The sequence below is a fragment of the Bacilli bacterium genome (genome assembly GCA_035326105.1).
GTDB lineage: Bacteria > Bacillota_I > Bacilli_A > RFN20 > CAG-826 > UBA7706.
Window position 1 is genome coordinate 827,178 of sequence record DAOKYO010000001.1, and the last position, 16,644, is coordinate 843,821.

General features: G+C 39.3%; 20 protein-coding genes and 1 tRNA gene. 12 read left to right on the forward strand and 9 right to left on the reverse strand.

Translation table 11 applies throughout. The features are described from left to right. The first annotated feature begins 5 nt into the window (after positions 1-5). The 6 genes from raiA (at position 6) to PKC96_03785 (ending at position 4,093) form a co-directional block, all read left to right on the forward strand. Positions 6-554 carry a ribosome-associated translation inhibitor RaiA gene (gene raiA / locus PKC96_03760; GenBank protein ID HMM00438.1) on the forward strand — a complete coding sequence of 183 codons (549 nt, stop codon included), beginning with the start codon at positions 6-8 and terminating at the stop codon, positions 552-554. Positions 555-660: 106 nt separating this feature from the next. Further along, positions 661-1,506: an HAD family hydrolase gene (locus PKC96_03765; protein HMM00439.1), complete on the forward strand. Its 846-nt coding sequence runs from the start codon at positions 661-663 to the stop codon at positions 1,504-1,506. A 3-nt stretch (positions 1,507-1,509) separates the two neighbouring features. After that, positions 1,510-2,379, forward strand: coding sequence for a hypothetical protein (locus PKC96_03770; protein ID HMM00440.1), 870 nt, complete (start codon positions 1,510-1,512; stop codon positions 2,377-2,379). A gap of 30 nt (positions 2,380-2,409) precedes the next feature. Further along, on the forward strand, positions 2,410-2,625 hold the full coding sequence (locus tag PKC96_03775; GenBank protein ID HMM00441.1) for a helix-turn-helix transcriptional regulator: 216 nt from the start codon (positions 2,410-2,412) through the stop codon (positions 2,623-2,625). Positions 2,626-2,772: 147 nt separating this feature from the next. Continuing rightward, a complete protein-coding gene (locus PKC96_03780) occupies positions 2,773-3,624 on the forward strand; it encodes a DegV family protein (GenBank protein HMM00442.1) in 852 nt (283 codons plus the stop codon). Between the two features lie 103 nt (positions 3,625-3,727). Beyond that, positions 3,728-4,093: a hypothetical protein gene (locus tag PKC96_03785; GenBank protein HMM00443.1), complete on the forward strand. Its 366-nt coding sequence runs from the start codon at positions 3,728-3,730 to the stop codon at positions 4,091-4,093. Positions 4,094-4,601: 508 nt separating this feature from the next. Here the strand turns inward: PKC96_03785 and PKC96_03790 are convergent. The 3 genes from PKC96_03790 to PKC96_03800 all read right to left on the reverse strand — a co-directional run bounded on the left by PKC96_03790 (position 4,602) and on the right by PKC96_03800 (position 6,081). Beyond that, positions 4,602-4,919 carry a hypothetical protein gene (locus PKC96_03790; GenBank protein ID HMM00444.1) on the reverse strand — a complete coding sequence of 106 codons (318 nt, stop codon included), beginning with the start codon at positions 4,917-4,919 and terminating at the stop codon, positions 4,602-4,604. Further along, positions 4,900-5,238 (reverse strand): hypothetical protein, encoded by a 339-nt coding sequence (locus PKC96_03795; GenBank protein HMM00445.1) that lies wholly within the window; start codon positions 5,236-5,238, stop codon positions 4,900-4,902. The genes PKC96_03790 and PKC96_03795 overlap by 20 nt, the downstream gene beginning before the upstream one ends. A 752-nt stretch (positions 5,239-5,990) precedes the next feature. Further along, positions 5,991-6,081: transfer RNA gene (locus PKC96_03800), tRNA-Ser, on the reverse strand. A gap of 125 nt (positions 6,082-6,206) precedes the next feature. On the opposite strand from PKC96_03800, the gene PKC96_03805 reads away from it, so the two are divergent. After that, positions 6,207-7,169, forward strand: a complete 963-nt coding sequence (locus tag PKC96_03805; protein HMM00446.1) for an RluA family pseudouridine synthase — start codon at positions 6,207-6,209, stop codon at positions 7,167-7,169. Between the two features lie 12 nt (positions 7,170-7,181). Continuing rightward, positions 7,182-8,882 carry a phospho-sugar mutase gene (locus PKC96_03810; protein ID HMM00447.1) on the forward strand — a complete coding sequence of 567 codons (1,701 nt, stop codon included), beginning with the start codon at positions 7,182-7,184 and terminating at the stop codon, positions 8,880-8,882. Between the two features lie 27 nt (positions 8,883-8,909). On the opposite strand, the gene PKC96_03815 is transcribed toward PKC96_03810, so the two are convergent. Continuing rightward, complete coding sequence (locus PKC96_03815; GenBank protein HMM00448.1) at positions 8,910-9,731, reverse strand: Cof-type HAD-IIB family hydrolase; 822 nt, start codon at positions 9,729-9,731, stop codon at positions 8,910-8,912. Further along, on the reverse strand, positions 9,731-10,705 hold the full coding sequence (gene trpS / locus PKC96_03820; protein HMM00449.1) for a tryptophan--tRNA ligase: 975 nt from the start codon (positions 10,703-10,705) through the stop codon (positions 9,731-9,733). Before trpS ends, PKC96_03815 begins: the two co-directional genes overlap by 1 nt. Before the next feature lie 259 nt (positions 10,706-10,964). On the opposite strand from trpS, the gene PKC96_03825 reads away from it, so the two are divergent. Next, entirely contained in the window at positions 10,965-11,396 is a 432-nt protein-coding gene (locus PKC96_03825) for a Spx/MgsR family RNA polymerase-binding regulatory protein (protein ID HMM00450.1), read from the forward strand. A 47-nt stretch (positions 11,397-11,443) separates the two neighbouring features. Here PKC96_03825 and PKC96_03830 read toward each other — a convergent pair whose 3' ends face one another. Then, positions 11,444-12,031, reverse strand: a complete 588-nt coding sequence (locus PKC96_03830; GenBank protein HMM00451.1) for a CYTH domain-containing protein — start codon at positions 12,029-12,031, stop codon at positions 11,444-11,446. A gap of 79 nt (positions 12,032-12,110) precedes the next feature. Here PKC96_03830 and PKC96_03835 point away from each other — a divergent pair, with 79 nt between their 5' ends. Continuing rightward, on the forward strand, positions 12,111-12,899 hold the full coding sequence (locus PKC96_03835) for an NAD kinase (GenBank protein HMM00452.1): 789 nt from the start codon (positions 12,111-12,113) through the stop codon (positions 12,897-12,899). 12 nt (positions 12,900-12,911) lie between these two features. Next, positions 12,912-13,289 (forward strand): hypothetical protein, encoded by a 378-nt coding sequence (locus PKC96_03840; protein ID HMM00453.1) that lies wholly within the window; start codon positions 12,912-12,914, stop codon positions 13,287-13,289. Positions 13,290-13,301: 12 nt separating this feature from the next. Here the strand turns inward: PKC96_03840 and PKC96_03845 are convergent, their stop codons facing one another. From PKC96_03845 to def, 3 genes are all read right to left on the reverse strand, one after another. Beyond that, positions 13,302-13,850: a Maf family protein gene (locus tag PKC96_03845; GenBank protein HMM00454.1), complete on the reverse strand. Its 549-nt coding sequence runs from the start codon at positions 13,848-13,850 to the stop codon at positions 13,302-13,304. Continuing rightward, positions 13,847-15,529, reverse strand: coding sequence for a ribonuclease J (locus PKC96_03850; protein ID HMM00455.1), 1,683 nt, complete (start codon positions 15,527-15,529; stop codon positions 13,847-13,849). The genes PKC96_03845 and PKC96_03850 overlap by 4 nt, the downstream gene beginning before the upstream one ends. Positions 15,530-15,620: 91 nt before the next feature. Next, positions 15,621-16,169, reverse strand: coding sequence for a peptide deformylase (gene def, locus PKC96_03855; protein ID HMM00456.1), 549 nt, complete (start codon positions 16,167-16,169; stop codon positions 15,621-15,623). A 111-nt stretch (positions 16,170-16,280) separates the two neighbouring features. Here def and PKC96_03860 point away from each other — a divergent pair, with 111 nt between their 5' ends. After that, positions 16,281-16,643: a YlbF family regulator gene (locus PKC96_03860; protein ID HMM00457.1), complete on the forward strand. Its 363-nt coding sequence runs from the start codon at positions 16,281-16,283 to the stop codon at positions 16,641-16,643. Position 16,644: the final 1 nt, after the last annotated feature.

Sequence of the window (16,644 nt, forward strand, 5' to 3'; positions counted from 1 at the left end):
TTTTTATGAAGTACCAAATTGTTGGCAAGAACGTTGAAGTGACGCAGGCGATTCACGATGCGATTGTTAAGAAACTTTCGCGGATGGACAAGTATTTCGTTATTACAGACGATGTGACGTGTAGAGCGGTGGTGAGAACCTACCGGACAGGGGCTAAAGTCGAGATTACCATTTTTACCCACATGATGGATTTCCGAGCCGAGGTTACTAACGAGGATCTGTATGCGGGTGTTGATTTAGCGGTCGATAAACTTGAAGGTCAGATGCGGAAGTTGAAGACTCGTCTTGACCGGAGCAATAAGCCGAGTTTAAGCGAATCAATTGCCTTGGAAAATATCGAAGAGGATCTAAGTGAAGCTAAGCAAGATGAAGTCGTAAGAACAAAGGAAATCTTCCTTGAGCCAATGGACTTGGAGGAAGCAATTACAAGAATGGAAGCACTGGGACATGACTTCTTTATGTATCTAGATGCCGAAGATAATCGCATTAGTCTTCTTTACCACCGGAATGATGGCGGATATGGAATTATCCAAGCGGAAAACGCAGTTAAATAACCATTATCGCTAATTATATTTTGTAAAATTAAGGGACTTCGGTCCCTTTTTTAATGGCTAAAAAAGCAACACTAATGTATACTTATTTAAATAGAGGAGTTTGGCCATGATTAGAGTTATCGCTACCGATTTAGACGGAACATTGTTCTATCCTCGCCGTCGCCGAAAGATGATCCCCCGAAAAAATGTCGATCTAATTAAATCATTTATTAGTGAGGGTGGAAGAATTGTCTTAGTCAGCGGTCGTTCCTTTCATTACGCGGAAAAGGTTTTTGAAGTCATTGGTCAAAAAGTAGATTTTATCGGTTGTAACTCGGCGGTGATGTATGTCAATAATCAAATAGTTGATGAAGTTTTTTTACCTAATAATTTTCCGGATATTTTTCATGAAATTCAGACAAAATATCATCTGCGAGGCTATATGCTAATGTCAAAGAATGTTCCATTAGCCTTAGAGACGGCGGCACTTTCGGGACCGCTACGCTTGTTCTATAACATTTATTATCGCTTGCAGGGAATATATCGCGAAAATTACGCTTTTGACCAAAAAGTCTGGAATCGAGAACTGCACAGCGGGCAGATTTATAAGTTCATGCTTTATTTTGGTCTTACTGGCAAGGGGAAAAAACGCGCGATGGAAGCCAATAAGTATATTCGCGCCACCTATCCGATGATTGAATCTAGTTGGTCTAATGGATTTATCGAGATTACCGGAAAAAACATTTCTAAAGCGGAGGGATTAAAAAAATATTGTAGATACCTAAATATTGCGCAAGATGATATAATTGTAGTAGGCGATTCGGGTAATGATATTTCTATGTTTAATACCTTTTACGAAAACAGTTACTGCATGGAGCATGCATCGGAAAAGGTTAAGAAATATGCTAAGCACACGCTGAAACAATTTTCCGACTTATCGACCATAGTTTTAAAAAACAGGAGCAAAGACTAATTTATGAATAATGTCAATTCTTACATTCTTGGAATCTATCAAGTCGCACTTATTGTTCGCGACAGTCTCGAGTACACCGTACGTAATCGGGCGCATGAGGTTAAGGCTTACGAAGAGAGAAAAAAAGGTCTCGATATTCTTTTAGCCGAAGGCGCGCCACTTCCCCAATTTGTGAAAGCAAACGGGGAAAAATCAGGAAAGGTTCTCGAAAATTTACGCAATTTTCAAGAGAGTATCTATTCGGATAAATCGACGATTGTTAAAGTTGCAGCTGAAGGTATTCGCGTCGATGACAACCAACACTTGACCGTTTATGAGCAAATTGTTGGTATTTATCAGACTTTGATTGATATACTTCAGGGATACATTGGCTATACCAAAAAAGAAAATCTCTACGATGAGCGAGTGGATAAACTAGTTTATTTAGATGAGAAGTTCTTCCGTATTTATTCAATTTTGAATATTGTCGGTGATATTGTTATTAGCTTTAATGAATTCAACAAGTTGATGAACGAACAGAAGGGTAAGCCTTCTCCACTAAGCAACTTTGTGGTTGAAGATATGCGGAAGTTATATGGCTTGGTGCTCTTTGAAAAGAAGCACAATCGGATTGTTGAGGCGGATTTTAACGCCGCATTTGACCAATGTATGGCCTTGGTTGAATCAATGGAGGGAAAACGGGCTCTACCCGATGGGAAAAAATTCCCTGATTTATTTAAGGAAACAAATCAGGCTGTTGTTGCGTTGCTGGGGCCGGCTGAAACTGCCTGGCGGGATCAATTTCGGATATTGATGTCCGAGGCATTAAGCGCCGCTTCTAAAGCAACAAAAACCCCGGATAATTCCGGTGGAAATGACGGTAGCTTAGCTTAGTACTTTATTATTCAAAGGAGTGTGATCGTAATGAAGAAGGCGTTTTTAAACCGACTTCGTGGCGTTCGTAAATCACGGCATATCACTTTGGGTGAACTTGCGAAGAGTCTTAATATTTCTAAGGCCTACTTATCGATGATTGAAAACGGACGGCGGAGTCTTGACTATGTTATGGCGGTAAAAATTGCAAAGTTTTTTGGCCTACTGCCGGATCAACTGTTCTATGTTGATTTTGCGCTTAATTAAACACAAGACATTTATGAAAAAATCCGGTTTTTCCGGATTTTTTTTTTTATCAAAAGAATTATTTACGCTATGTTAATTTTTTGCGCAATTCAATTGTTCTGTTTCAGCAACGTTCTTATACTTAAGACGTAGTTATGGAGGTATCTTATGCAAAAATTTGGTATTGTTGTTGATTCCACAACCGTCTTGGAAGAATCAATTAAAGAAAAGTTTGATGTCGAAATTGTTGATTTAAATGTGATAATTGATGGCGAATCATATAGCGAAAGTAAAATTAGTGAAGCTGAAATTAAAGCCCATTTTGCAAAAGGAGCCAATATGCGTACTGGTTCCCCTTCGCCTTCCGCATTTGCAGAGGCCTATGAACGGCTTTATGCCAAAGGATACCGGTCAATCGCGGTACTGCCAATTTCCAGTGGACTTTCATCTACGGCTCAATCAGCGGAGATGGCAATCGAACTCTTTGAGCACGGAGATACCACAATTTTTGTTTACGAAGGAAATTTAGCTAATGTTGGATGGACAACTCTACTCGATACTTTTTGGAATGAGATTGCCGATGGTATTGAATTTGAAGATTTTGTCAAGGAATTAAAGGTTCGGGGTGAAAACTCCGCCCTGGAATTCACGGTTATCGATCTAAAAAATCTGCATCGTTCAGGAAGATTGAGCAGATTAGCCGCTATCGCAGCGAGTGTTCTTAGAATTAAACCGGTCGTAAAAATGGTTGAGGGCAAACTTCATCTGATTGCCAAAGTAAGAACTACACGCGGGGTAATAGAAACCTTTGTTGCAGCGATAAATAGCATCGCTCAGGCCGGTAAGGAATTATTCATTACTATTGTATCCATCGGCGATAATAAGATTACACCGGCCATCGCAAATGAGTTGAAAAATATTTTTCCCAATGTTCACCTTAAGTTTTTAACTCGGGTTAATCCAGTCTTCATGATTTCACTGGGTGAAGATGGATATGGTTTTGCAGCGACAGCGGCATAACGGAGAAAATGATTGACAATTTAAGTCCGTTAAACGCGGACTTTTTATTGTAAATATGCACTTTCTATGCTAATATCAAACGTGAATAATGAGGACGAATTTTATGAAAATAAGAAAAATTAAAAAGGCAGAAATTGTTTGGGACTCAATTGCGGGTTTCTTCGCTTTAGCAGGACTATTTTTTGGAGTTATTAGTTTTATTAATCGCTATTTAGATAGTGGAAATTGGATCAGTAAGGTTGAGGAGGCACTGGCTGGTTTCTTTAAATGGAATGTCAATTTAGCCGTTTGGGCCTTGATACTCTTACTTATTGGCCTGACCATCTATCTTATCGTTACCTTATACTATGCGAAGAAAGTTGATATTAGTACTGAGAAGAGCCTTAGAAGGGCGCAGAGATTGAGTGCTGCTTTAGATGATCAAGAGGTAGTGACTGTCGACGAGACTTCGGAAAAAGTTTCGGAGTAATTGTACTTTATAATTTAAGTGTTTAGCCGGCGGGGAATTGCCGGCTTTTTTAATTCTTTCATATGAATATGCGAGTAATTACGAATTAGTATTTGAAGCTCTTTAATAACGGCAGCACAAAATATTCATATAAATGTAAGAAATGACAAAGTTGTAAGAAAAAAAATTTAAAGCTCTGACAAGGCTTTTTACCTATGGACGTAATAATTATTTCCCCAATCCAATTATTGATGAAGCCGGCGATAGATGATTGAATGCATATTCTTACTTATAACGTGATTTCAAAGACTATTATTTAATTTATTAAAGTCTTATGACTAATTTTTCATTAATATCGATAGTATAGTGGTTTCTCGATTAAAAAAAGCCATCAGGATAAAATATCTTTTCTATTATTTGTAATGTAATCAGTGGTTTTTGCCATTAACATTATGGATTATTTAAGCAAATAAAAAGTCAAATATTTTGTATTTAACTTTTTTGAAATTACCTTTTATATAGTTTGGTCCTAATCTAAATTAGTAAAAACGGGATTTGTCATAACAAAACTTCCGGAATATGTTCCGTCGGGAACAGTATTTATGGAAGTTATAAAGAGAACTATTTTGCTTATTTGCTTTGTGACTTTTTTGGAATAATGATATGTGCAGTCTACATCAATCCAAAATGGTGTCCAAGAAAACTCGCCTGACATATCCCGCAGCACAACTTGAATATGCACGGCCTCTAACCCGGTGTTACTAAAATCAATTACAATCCCATTAGCGGCTTCCAAGTCATGAGACACAGAGGCTTGAATGTTATAACTAAGCGTGGTTATTGTCATGAACTAAATTCTCGTAAGATACGCTTACAGTTCCGTTTTGGTTATCGGTTATCTGATAGAAACTATTGCCTGACCAGGCAGGAGCGACTTCAGGCGCGGTTTTAAAGCTAAAGACCGGGTTGGTAAGACGGATACTGCCTTCAGTAGTAGCCCCGGCACTTCCGTCATATTTACTTGCATTTACCCAAACGACAATTTTATCCACTTGCCGATCAACAAATAAGGTTACCGTTTTTTCTTCGCCTGCAGCCAGAGCATAACTACCGGAAGAGATTTCGGCACTGTTATTTACACTAAAGTCTTGAGCCTTGATAAACAAGTATACTTTTTTTCCAAAAAATATTCTCAATATATATGTTTGAAATTATTTGCTTTTTAATGAATTTTTATATTTATTGTTGTGTCCTTATCAAAAAAGTATTAATTATGCTTTCTACGCCATAATATATATGATTTACACTCAAATTTGAACAATTGCCAGATTAATACTCATCCCCACCGTAATCGAATGTGTTTATTCACTTCATCAGAGATAATCACAATAACAAAAAGGTTTCGCTATTTTGATAATAATTTATATTTCGATTAGGAGTAAAAGAATCTTCTCAGTAAATTAGACATAATTGCACTTTATAATTTTTTTCTGAAAGTTTATTTAAATAAACATACCAATCATGTTTACTTTGGTTATTTTGAGTATTTGCTGTAGTAAAACTTATTTATATCATATGAAATTTTTACTTAATTTTATCGTGATAAAAAAATATAGAATTTGTCTAATACTGTTTCTTATCATTTTCGTCTAATTAATACTCCTTCCTAGTTGTCGATGAATGACTCATTCGAAAAAAATAGCAAGCGAACAATAAATCTTCTAAAGGCAACAGGTCAGATAAACGTTGTTTGAGCGGACGTAAACACGAAATAAGAGCAACCGAATGAACGAGAGTGTTTGCTAGTTGGAAAATAGACATTGTCGAATTATTGAAAAACAGGAAAACGATTAATGTTAGCAGCATTAAGCATAAAAAAAGACATCCTGATGGACTCAGAATGTCGAATTTTTAACAATGGCGGAGAAAGAGGGATTCGAACCCTCGCACCCTGTTACAAGTCTACAAGCTTTCCAAGCCTGCCCCTTCAACCACTTGGGTATTTCTCCAGCGTGTTTTATTATATCAAGCAACTATCTACTTGTCATTAATTTTATATTAAAATTTTACGTAAAAATATTTTCGTAGATATCGAGAAAACAGGGCCTCTGTGCTATTATATTAAGTGTTAATTATGAAGTCACTAATTATTGGCCCTGAGGCCCAAAATCAAAGAATTGATAAATTTGTTCGCAAGTACCTTTCGGAAGCGCCGTTAAGTTTTATTTATAAACTTTTTCGTAAGAAAGATGTAAAAATTAATGGTCATTGGGTGGATGCCGGTTATATTGTAAAAGTCGGAGATCAGCTTTCAATTTATGTTACCGACGTTCAACTAAAAGAATTTGCTAAACCCAAGCCGGTCGATAAGATTGCTTTTAATCGGCAGATTATATATGAAGATAGCCATGTGCTGATTGTAAATAAACCAAGTGGATTGTTAGTTCATGGCGACGAGAATGAAAAAAAAGTAACCTTGCAAAATGAAGTTTTATCTTACTTGATCCAGAAAGGTGAATATAGTACGGATATGGTAGGATTTACCCCGGCTCCGGCACATCGCCTTGACCGGAACACGAGTGGCTTAATCATATTTGCCAAGGACCTTCCCTCCCTTCAGATATTAGAAAAATTATTCAAAGATAAGGATGATATTTCTAAGGAGTACTATGCCTTGGTTGCCGGTCATACGGAGGATGAGGGGACGATAGATCTTCCTTTACTTAAAGATGAAAAGGCAAAAACCGTTAAGGTGTCTTATAGGAATGGCCAAGTGGCGAAAACAATTTATCACACTGAGCGACACTTTGGTGATTCATCCCTTTTGCGGGTAAACATTTTAACCGGACGAACCCATCAAATTCGGGTGCATATGCAGGCAATTGATCATCCGGTAATTGGCGATAATAAGTATGGTGATTTTTCTATCAATAAAAAGTATGCGCAACTTTACGGATTAAAGCATCAGTTTCTTTTTGCTCGTAGTTTAAGTTTTACCAACGTGCCACCCCCACTTGAATATCTATCCAATCGTAAGTTTGTTTGTCCATGGCCGGAGGAAGAGAAAACCATTATCGATAGGCTGGCCAAAGAATAAGGAGAAAAAAATATGGAAAAAATTGAAGCATTGTATCAAAAGTGGCTTGCATCATCGAAAATAAGCGATGATGAGAGAAAAGAACTTAAGGAGATGACCGCCGAAGAAAAGGCCGACGCCTTTTATCGGGAACTCGAATTTGGCACCGCCGGTATGCGTGGAATATTAGGGCCAGGCATAAACCGTATGAATCTATTTACGGTTCGTAAAGCAACAATCGGCTTTGCTTTGTACCTACTTGAAAAATTTCCCGATGCAAAATCACGGGGCGTGGCGTTAAGTCATGACAATCGCTTCTTTTCGCGGGAATTTACGCTCGACAGTGCCAGAACGCTTAATCGCTATGGAATAAAAACTTATATTTTTGATAGCTTGCGGCCAACCCCAGAATTATCCTTTGCCGTCCGCTTTTCGCATGCGGTCGGGGGCATAATGATTACCGCCTCGCATAATCCGAAAGAATATAATGGTTATAAGGTATATGATGAAAATGGCTGCCAGCTTGTCCCGGAAAAAATCGACCGTTTGGTGGAGATCATAGCGCATCTTCCTTCGCCTTTAGAGATTGAAATTGATGAGGTGGCGCCGTTTGGTGAATCGATAGTTTATGATGAAAACATCGACCTAGCCTATCGTCGGGAAGTGGAGAGTATCCAAATAAACAAAGATTTGAATCGGAGCGATTTTAAAATTGTATTTTCGCCTCAACACGGAACAAGTTATGAAAACGCCATGAAGATTTTTGAAGACTTGGGATACGAAGTATATCCGGTACTTAGCCAGTGTAGTCACGATCCCGATTTTAAGAATACCGCTTCGCCTAATCCCGAAGATGTACGGGCTTATGAAGAGGCAATTAAATTAGCCCGTGAAAAAGAGGCTGATATTATTCTTATTACTGATCCCGATGCGGATCGAGTTGGACTCGGAGTGCGCAGTAGCGCTGGCGATTATCGCCTTTTTACCGGGAATGAATCGGGATCGATGCTTCTTGATTATATTTTATCCGAACGGAAAAAGAAGGGTATCTTAGCTTCTAATGGAATCGTTTATTCGACCATTGTTACCTCTTCCTATTCGGAAATCATCCCTGCCTATTACGGAGTTGAATCACAATTGTTTCTTACCGGCTTTAAATATATCGGGGACGCGATTGAGCAAGCTATCGAAAATAAGGGACCTAAATTTGAGTTTGGCTACGAGGAAAGTTACGGTTGCTTAGTCAAGCCCTTTGTTCGCGATAAGGATGCTTTGCAGGCCTTAGTTATGTATAGCGAAATGGCTTTATTCTACAAGAAGCAGGGTAAGAATTTGATACAAGTATATGAAGATATGCAAGCTCGATTCGGCTATCATGCGGATAAAGTTTATTCAATAATGTTCCCCGGTGAAGCGGGAGCGAAAAAAATGACTAATCTTATGGATTCGTTAAGGCTAAGCCCTCTAAAGGAAATCGCCGGCAAAAAAATTGTTCGGGTGGAAGATTACCTGGCTAGCGAAATGGTTGAAAAAGGTCATCGGCGACCGATTTATCTTCCTAAAGCCGACGTCTATAAAATGGTCTTGGATGACCAGAGCACGATTATTATTCGTCCGAGCGGGACCGAGCCCAAGTGCAAGTTTTATTACGAAGTGGTAGGAAAAAGCAGTGCCGCTATTAAAGGCAAGGCGGACAGCCTGCATCAAGAGTTGATTCGCCTGTTGAAAATATAAGAAAAAGGATGTCCAAACCGGACATCCTTATTTTATTTTATCTAGAATAAGAGGAAGAGTTTTAATTATTCCATCGTGATTGTTATCCGCAAGCGTAATCATATCCGCATGCGCTTTACAATATTCGTTGCCATTCAGCATACCAACACCAATATTGGCCCAGGCTAACATTTGAATATCATTCTCGGCATCACCAAAAGCAATGGTGCGGTTATGAGGAATGTGATAGTAATCGGCTATATATTTTAGAGCATCACGTTTAGTTACATAATCGAGGTAGGCTTCACTATAGTCACTGCCATACCAAAAACGGACCTTATAATGGGGATATTTTTCGATTGCAGAGGTAATGATGCCGTCGATAACTGAATTTTTTACTTTCGACTTCAAAATTAGCGTCATCGGATCTTCATTGATATTTTCTCTGACGTCTCCATAAACAATTTTAACGTTATCATGCCAAAAAAAGGCATTTAAGTCATCGTCTTCCCGCAATAACCATATGTCATCTGGAGTTTCAACCATGACATTATCAAGATTATCAAGTCCGATATCACTGATAATGTTCTTAATAATATCTTGTTTAAAACTACTTTTAAAGGTTGGAAAATCGCGGTCGTGACGTGAAGTTATCAAAGCTCCGTTATAACAGACAAGGGGAGAAGATAAGTCAAGTTGATCTTGGTAGTGGGCTAAGGCGCGAAGGGGGCGACCACTGGCTAAAACAATCAGATAGCCTTTTTGATCCAAATCCTTCAAATAATTAATGGTGTTTAATGAAATCGTCTTGTCATCGTTTAAAAGCGTGCCATCCATGTCAAGCGCGATAAGCGTATGTTTTTTAATCATTAGCGCAGACCGACCGCCTTCTGTACCCGCTGGAGGACAACCCGAGCGATAGCGGATGCTTTAGCTTCACCTTCTTCAAGAATTTTTTCCGTCTGCGAGTCGTTATAGAAAGCATAAAAGCGGTTTTGAAAAGGTTCTATTTCCTCAACAACGGCATCGGCGATGGCTTTTTTAAAATCACCATAGCGATAGCCGACAAATGTGGCTTCCGCCTCTTTAATCGTGATATTTTTTATCGCAGCGTAGATGGTTAGCAAATTAGCGATTCCGGGCTTGTTTTCAATATCAAAAAATACTTCGCTCCCTGAGTCAGTAACCGCGCTCATAATCTTCTTGCGAATGGTCTTCATGTCATCGAGCAAAAAAATATCTCCTTTTGGATCGGACTTACTCATTTTTTTACTCGGATCGGACAAGGACATAATACGCTTTCCAACTTTGCCGATTTTTGCTTCGGGCATTTTCAAAATATCACCGTAATGATTATTAAAACGTTTAACTAAATCCCGGGCCAATTCCACATGTTGAGTTTGATCTTCTCCGACGGGGACGACATCAGAATCGTAAAGAAGAATGTCGGCCGCCATCAAAACCGGGTAGGCAAATAGTCCAAGACCAATGGCATTCTGATTCATATTTTGTGATTTTTCTTTAAATTGAGTCATCCGTGATAATTCGCCCATATAGAGATAATTCTGTAAAATAATGGCTAATTCACTATGTTCACTGACGCGACTCTGACGAAAGATAGTGCATTTTTTGGGGTCCAACCCGGCCGCAAGATAAAAGGAAGCGATGATTTTGCTGTTTTCTCTTAAAAATTCGGGATCAATTGGCATTGTTAAAGCATGAAGATCGGCAATAAATATAAAAGTTTCACCCTCATTTTGAAAACTAGGAAAATTTTTTAGAGCTCCAATATAATTTCCCAGAGTTAATTTTCCGGTTGGTTTAATTCCTGATAAGACACGCATAAATATAGCCTCCAGTCATGAAGAAATTATAAGGCTTCATCCGCTTAAAAGCAATTTTATTCCCAAAATCCGGTCTTCCTGTCATCCCCAAGGTCTGTTTCCTATCGATTTATAAGATATAAATCGAAAAAATCTATATATCTATGGAAAGAATAAACCGGGGTAGAAAAAGAAAGCGTTTGCGGGCAAATATTCCGTGATTGTTTATTGTGTCAAACAACTAAATAAGATAAAATAAACGCAGAGAGGATGATGCTAAATGATTAAAATATATACATCGCCAAGTTGCTCCTCTTGCCGCAAGGTTAAGAAGTGGTTTGACGAACAGAAGATTCCCTACGAGGAACATAATATATTCGCAACAATTCTCGATGAAAAGGAATTGAAAGATATCTTATTTAAGTCGGAAAATGGCTTTGATGACATTATTTCTACCCGGTCGAAGATTATTAAAGAGAATAATATTGACCTCGAAGCGATGACGGTTAGTGAGTTGATTGACTTTATTCAAAAGAATCCATCAATATTAAAGCGGCCGATTATGGTTGACGATCGACGGATTCAGGTCGGCTACAATGACGAGGAAATTCGCATTTTTATTCCGCGGGCAAGACGACTGGCGGAAAGATACTGCTCGGCTGAAGAATGCGATAAATTCGGTGATTGTGAGCACGCTCAAAACTGCAATTAAGCAACAAAAAAAGGCACCTGTAATCAAACAGGGCCTTTTTATTTTAATTATTTATTGTTTAAGCTTTTGGCTGCCGCCATCGCCCGTGCCTGTTTGGAACGGGTGTTAAGGATAAATGGAACTTTACATTTATCGCAGATGTCGCGCAACTGATCCTCGGCATTACTGATAGAGGAACCTTCCATTTCTAATTCGTAATCGGTCGTATTGCAGTAGGAATTAGCGTCCATTGAAAAAAGGCAGTCTTGATAATCAAGGGAAACCCGTTCGGTAGTTAAAGAAGTGATGATCGAAAGATCTTCAACATTTATTCCTAAACTAATAAGGAAATCCTTAATTGATCCTTCCGGAAAGATTTTTTTACCGGCCAGAGCAGTAAACTCGCTTTTAGTTATCGATTGATTTTTTTCGAGTAGGCCCTCGGCTAGCGGTGTCTTTAAGGTCAAAACATATTCACTTGTCTCTCTTACCCTTAAGGCCATGCCATACTTTTTTAATTGATAGGTTGAGGTATCAACATAGTGATTGGTTTGAACCTTAACCTCATGCTTATCGGCGCTCATTATTTTCTTTACTTGATCAAATTGATCTTTGCTAAGCAATACCTTAACTTCAATTTCAATATTAGTGGACATGATTTCGCGCTCCTTAGTAGTTTTTAATGCAACAAAATAATGATACAATAAAATTACCATTTTGGTAAGAGGTGGGCCTATGCAATTTCAAATCTTTTGTCGCGATGATGATAATAGTTGTCGAATCGCCACTAAACTAGAAAAAGCACTTTTGTTACGGAATCATACGCTTAATGAAAAACACCCGGATATTGTTGTTTTTGTCGGCGGAGATGGAACTTTTTTGCGCGCGGTAAACCATTACATTGATCAAATTGATCATATTTCGTTTGTGGGCATTCATGCGGGTACATTGGGTTTCTTTTGCGATTATGAAGAAGAGGATATCGATCTTTTAATTAAAAATATTGAGGATAAAAATATTACGGCCCATGCCTACCATCTTTTGGAAGCAAAGGTAAATTACGGGAGCAAAGTTAAATCATTTTATGGCGTAAATGAAATTCGACTTGAAGATCCGTTCCATACACTTATCGCCGATGTGCATATCGATGGTAAATTGCTGGAACGTTTTCGGGGCAACGGACTTATTGTAACTAGTTCACTCGGATCTTCTGGCTATAATCGCTCACTTGGTGGGGCGCTTGTCAGTACCGAAATGGAAATGGTTCAATTGACCGAGATTGCTACCATTCAAAACAATGCCTTTCGTTCCTTGGGCTCCTCTTTGATTTTACCGAAAAATACGGAGATATCATTCACCGGTAATTTTCCCGATGCGATTGTCGGCATTGATCATATGAGTGCGACTCTTATGAGTCCGGTGGAAAAATTAACCGTAAAATTATCTTCAAAGAAGGTCAATATTTATCATCAAAACAACCACTCCTATTTTGAAGTTCTCCGTAAAACATTTATTAAGGATTAAGAGGAAGATATTATGGCAAACGAAATAAATGACTTTCTATACCGGTATGGGCTATACATTGCTTTAGGCGTTGCGGCTCTACTGGTGATAATTCTCTTAATATATTTTTTCTTACGACCGGCCAAGTCGACTCCTTCTTTGGCCTCAGGCAGTCGATTGATTGAAGCTCTAGGCGGTCCGGACAACGTCAAAGAGATCAGTTTTGTGCGTTCTCGCATGAATATTTATTTGATCGATCAAGCAAAATTGGAACGTTCGGTTCTCGATCAATTAGGATTTGGACCTTTCGTTCAGATGAGTGACCGGCTGACACTGCTTATCGCGGATGCAGATAAAAAAGCAATCATTAAAACTCTAGAGCAGTATAAAATAAAAATTTCCTCGCACTGAGGAAATTTTTTATTACATATTGCGCCATTCTTTTTTTAGACTTTCAACCGGCAGTCCCATCACATTATAGAAGCTTCCTTCAATCTTTTCGACTAGAGGAAAATCCTTATCTTGAATACCATAAGCTCCGGCCTTATCCATCGGGGATCCGGTAGCCACATACTGATGAATCAACTCGTCATCAAGTTTATTAAACGTCACCAACGTAGTGACGCTTTTGGATATTCGCTTGTCGGTTTTAAGAATAGTATAACCCGAGATTACTTTGTGAGTGCGACCACTTAGGCAGCGGAGCATTTCGTAGGCTTGCTTCCCGTCATGCGGTTTACCCATGATGCGTCCGTCAATTAAAACAATGGTGTCGCAGGCGATAATGGTATCGGCAGGGTGGGAGGAAAAGACTTTTTCGGCCTTGAGAAGACTCAACTTCTCCGGAAGCAGTTCGGGATTATCCACCGGAACGCCGTCCTCGTCGATATCGGCAGGAATAACGGCAAAGGAAGGAATAATCTCTTGGAGCAATTCCTTGCGCCGAGGAGACTGCGAAGCGAGAATAATCATTTGCCCTCCACTTTGTTCATAATGACGGGAATAATCATCGGTGACCGTCCGGTCTTGGTAAATAAATAGCGTTTGACCGTGGAACGAACCACATTCTTAATCTCGCCAAAAGTTACATGTCCGGAAGCAAACAGCGTTTCAAGTGCCTCGTTGGTCCTTTTTTCCGCATGCGGAATAATGTGGGAGAAGCCCCATTTAATAAATCCGCGCGTGTATATTTTAGCGGGTGCCAGTAATTTGTTGTTTTTCGAATCTAAGACAAGAAGAACGGATACCATTCCATCTTCGCTAAGAATCTTCCGGTCATGGATAACGGCGTTACTCAAGCCGTTAATATCATTTCCGTCAATGTAAATATCGTCCGCGGGTAAGGTAATTCCCCGTTTGACCGCATGGTTATCGAGCACGAGGCTATCGCCATTTCCACAGACGAAGGTATGATCTTCCGCCATTCCCAGTTCTTGGGCGATCTCCGCGTGAATTTTTAGCATTCGATACTCGCCGTGAATCGGCATAAAGAAGCGGGGGCGCACTAATTTTAACATAATCTTCAATTCCTGCTGGGATGGATGGCCGGAACTATGGATATTATAAAGAATCGACTTTGTAAGGACCGTCGCTCCTTCGCGGGTTAACTGATTAACCACCTTATCGATGGACTGACCATTTCCGGGAATCGGCGAAGAAGAGAAAACAACCGTATCGCCAGGAATAATTTTAATCGTCTTGTGATCGCCGTTAGCAATACGCGAAAGCGCCGCCATCGGTTCGCCCTGAGACCCAGTGCATAAAATAACCGTTTCTTCCGGTTTTAACTTTTTGATATCATCGACATCGACCAGGTTGGCATCGGGTATTTTAATATATCCGAGTTCCCGTGATGTATTGACGACATTATTCATCGACCGGCCGACTATAACAACCTTTTTGTTGTAACGCACACTGGCCTCAACAATCTGTTGAATCCGTGAGATATTGCTTGAAAAGGTTGAAACGATGAGCCGCGCGGGCGCATTAGCGAAAATATCGTTGATGGCACTGATAACGGCACGTTCGCTGGGGGTATAACCAGGAACTTCAGCATTGGTAGAATCACTCAAAAATAGATCTACGCCTTCGTTTCCAAGGCGAGCAATTCGTCCAAGATTGATATCAGGTCCGATAGGAGTTAAATCAATTTTAAAATCACCCGTAGTCATAATTCGACCGTGGGGGGTGTCAATACAAATTCCAAATGAATCAGGAATTGAATGGGTTACATGAAAGAAGGAAACATGAAAATCATCGACGTAATACTCATCGTTTTCTTCGTATTCGACGATTTTAACCGGTTCCTTTATCCGCATATCCTTTAGCTTATGGCGGATTAAAGCCGCGGCTAATTTGGGTGCGTAAATCACCGGAATAAAGACGTTTTGAATTAAAAATGGAATGCCACCGATATGATCCTCGTGGCCATGGGTAATGAAGAGCGCCTTAATCTTCCCACGATTATTCCTTAGGTAAGAATAATCCGGGATAACATAGTCAACTCCCGGCAAATCTTCCTCAGGGAAGCGCACCCCGGCATCGATTAAAATTAAAGACTTGTCATTTTCAATGACATAGGTGTTTTTGCCAACCTCGCCTAAACCACCAAGGGCATAGACCGAAACCGGCGAAGGCATTAAAGCCGCCATAAAATATATTCCTCCAAAATGATTGTTATCGTTTTAACATCTAATTTATCTAAATTATAAATGAATTATTCAAATTTTCAAGCCATTCGCTTTAAATTGCAAGCGCTTTGGGATCATCAAGTTGTCCTTTACGAGCATCAATTCGATCGTAATAAAGAATGCCGTCAAGATGATCAATTTCATGCTGCAAGACAACAGCATCATATCCTCGGGCAACAATTACAATGTCTTTGTTGGTCACGATGTCAAAGGCCTCAACCGTAATCTTGAATGAGCGATATACGTGGCCCGGATGATCAAGGGGAACCGAGAGGCATCCTTCGCCATTAGATAGATAGCATTCACGAACGCTATTGGACACAATGCGCGGATTAACAAGCCCATATTTGACATATTGCTTCTTTTCCTCATCCTTCGGATAATAAATGGCAATTAAACGTTTATTAACCCCCACTTGAGGAGCGGCTAAACCGACTCCAGAACGAAGATGATATTTTTCACTCAACACCTCATCTTGGGACATCGCCAAATGCTCAAGCATTTCTAAAAGAAGAGCTCGATTTTCTTCATTGATGGGCAAAGAAACAGCAACCGATTTTTCCCGCAAACTCGGATGGGTGTCGTCAATAATTTTTAACATACTTGTACTCCGGTAGTTATAATAGCATAAAAGTTTTGTTTGTGTTAATAAACCGCTTACAAATTGATGTATAATTTGTAGTGTAGTGATAAAATACCATGGGTGATGAATATGACAGATGAATTAATTGAATTAACTTACAGTGTAAAGCAAGCATTAAAGGACCATCCTTTAGTGAAAAAACTTGATGAAATCGAAGATAAAATGGAAAACAATGTTGAGGTTCAACATTTGAGTTTTGTCTATCAAGTAGCGCAGGATCGCTTTAATGATTTTTTAAAGTTATATGCGACGCAGTCTTTAGAAGTGGTTACCGCGCAAAAGGCATTATATGAGGCCAAGAAGCAACTTGATGAGCATCCGTTGGTGCGTGAGTACTATGCTGCTTTTCGTCCAGTAAACGACCTTTACGACGAGATACAAAAGAAATTATTTAGCCCCTTTGGTGGAAGTAAGAGCTGCGGAGGCTATTAGA